1 protein-coding gene is annotated in these 1,483 nt (G+C 66.6%); it reads left to right on the plus strand.

The features are described 5' to 3' along the window. Nucleotides 1-277: 277 nt before the first annotated feature. A complete protein-coding gene (locus tag ACFWPX_RS21355) occupies nt 278-1,303 on the plus strand; it encodes a DUF5336 domain-containing protein (protein WP_378928830.1) in 1,026 nt (341 codons plus the stop codon). The last annotated feature ends 180 nt before the right edge of the window (nt 1,304-1,483 follow it).

Here is a 1,483-nt window from a genome sequence, read left to right on the forward strand (position 1 = left end):
CGCAACCCCGCCTTCCGCTCCAGCGTCCTTGCATCGCTTTACATTTTAAAGGCCTAACTTCCATTCTGCTTTATTAATATATTAAAATGCTCCTCGGCACCTTTCTTTTTTAAGCGGGGGGCCCTTCGTCGATTCATCCACAGGCGGTGGTTTATCCACAGCCTGCATCGGTAGGTGATGCCCATGGCCGTGGCGTGCAGTAGCGTCAGGTATCGGATCAGGCACCAGTCAGTTCGACGCGACCGATGCGCACGACTCGACAAGGAGACGACGAGACATGTCATACCCGACCGGGGGCTCCGGGTACAACGCACCCGCGACACCCGCCGCGCCTCAGGGCCCGAGTACCGGAGCCGCCGCGGCTTCGCCATCGACCGCGACCGGTTCGGAAGGCAAAGGGCTGCCGTTCATTCTGACCGCGGCCGCGGCCGGACTCGGCGTCGTCACCTTCCTCCTCGGCTTCGCGCCGTATGTCGGCTTCACCGCGCTGCGCGAGACCTCGACCGGCAGCATGTTCGAGTCGAGCAGCGGCGCGATCGCGACGCTCATCCTGGCCGCTGCCCTGCTGGCCGGGCTGTCGCTGCTGCCCAAGCAGAATGTCCTCGGTGTCGCCGCCGCACTCGCGGTTGCCTCGTTCCTCGGCGTCGTCGTGTCGTTGATCAGCGTGGGTGAAGGCATGGAACTGCAGTGGGGCGCGTTCGTCGTCGCCGCGTTGTCGTTCGTCGTCGCCGTGCTGTTGGTGCTGGCATTCCTGTTCGGGCTGGGTCTCATCAAGGTGCCCGCGCCGAAACCGGCTCAGCCGCAACAGCAGCCGGGCCAGTACGGCCAGTACGGCCAGCAGGGTTACGGCCAGCCGCAGGGCTACGGCCAGGCCACCGGCCAGCAGTCCTACGGCCAGACCGGTTACGGCCAGGCTCAGACCGGTGGGCAGTACCCGACGCAGTCGCCGTCGCCGTACGGCCAGCAGAGCCAGCCGTCGGTGCCGCAGGCGCAGCCGTCCTACGGTCAGCCGGGTCAGCAGTCCTACGGTCAGCCGCAGCAGTCGCCGTACGGCCAGCAGTACGGTGCCCCGCAGCAGCAGCCCTCGCCGTACGGTTCGGCGCCGCAGGCACAGCCGCGTCCTGACGAGAGCGCGACGCAGACTTTCGGTGGACAGCCGCAGGGCCAGCCGTTCGGTGCGCCGACCTACGGTGGCGCACAGCAGTCGTCGCCGGGCCAGCCGCAGCCGTTCGGTGGCGAGCAGACCGCCGACCCGGCGGCCGACGCGACCACCGCGTTCCGTCCGAACGACGACAACAAGTAAAACCGCAGGCATGGTCGGTCGATGTCCGGACATGTCGAATGAACACGGCTGCCGCACGGTGGTCCAGGTTCGATCGCGAGCCCACAGGTACGCCGGTGTGGGGAGGGCGGCGCAGAACCCGTGGGGAGGGGGGAAAAGACCACCAGGGATTTGATAGAAGACCCAAAACCCCCACGTGGA

It is taken from the genome of Nocardia sp. NPDC058518, from assembly GCF_042719655.1.
In the GTDB taxonomy this organism is placed as follows: domain Bacteria; phylum Actinomycetota; class Actinomycetes; order Mycobacteriales; family Mycobacteriaceae; genus Nocardia.

Excerpts from the sequence above, each read along its gene's own strand:
- ACFWPX_RS21355 (WP_378928830.1), top strand. The coding sequence starts at position 278 with ATGTCATACCCGACCGGGGGCTCCGGGTACAACGCACCCGCGACACCC.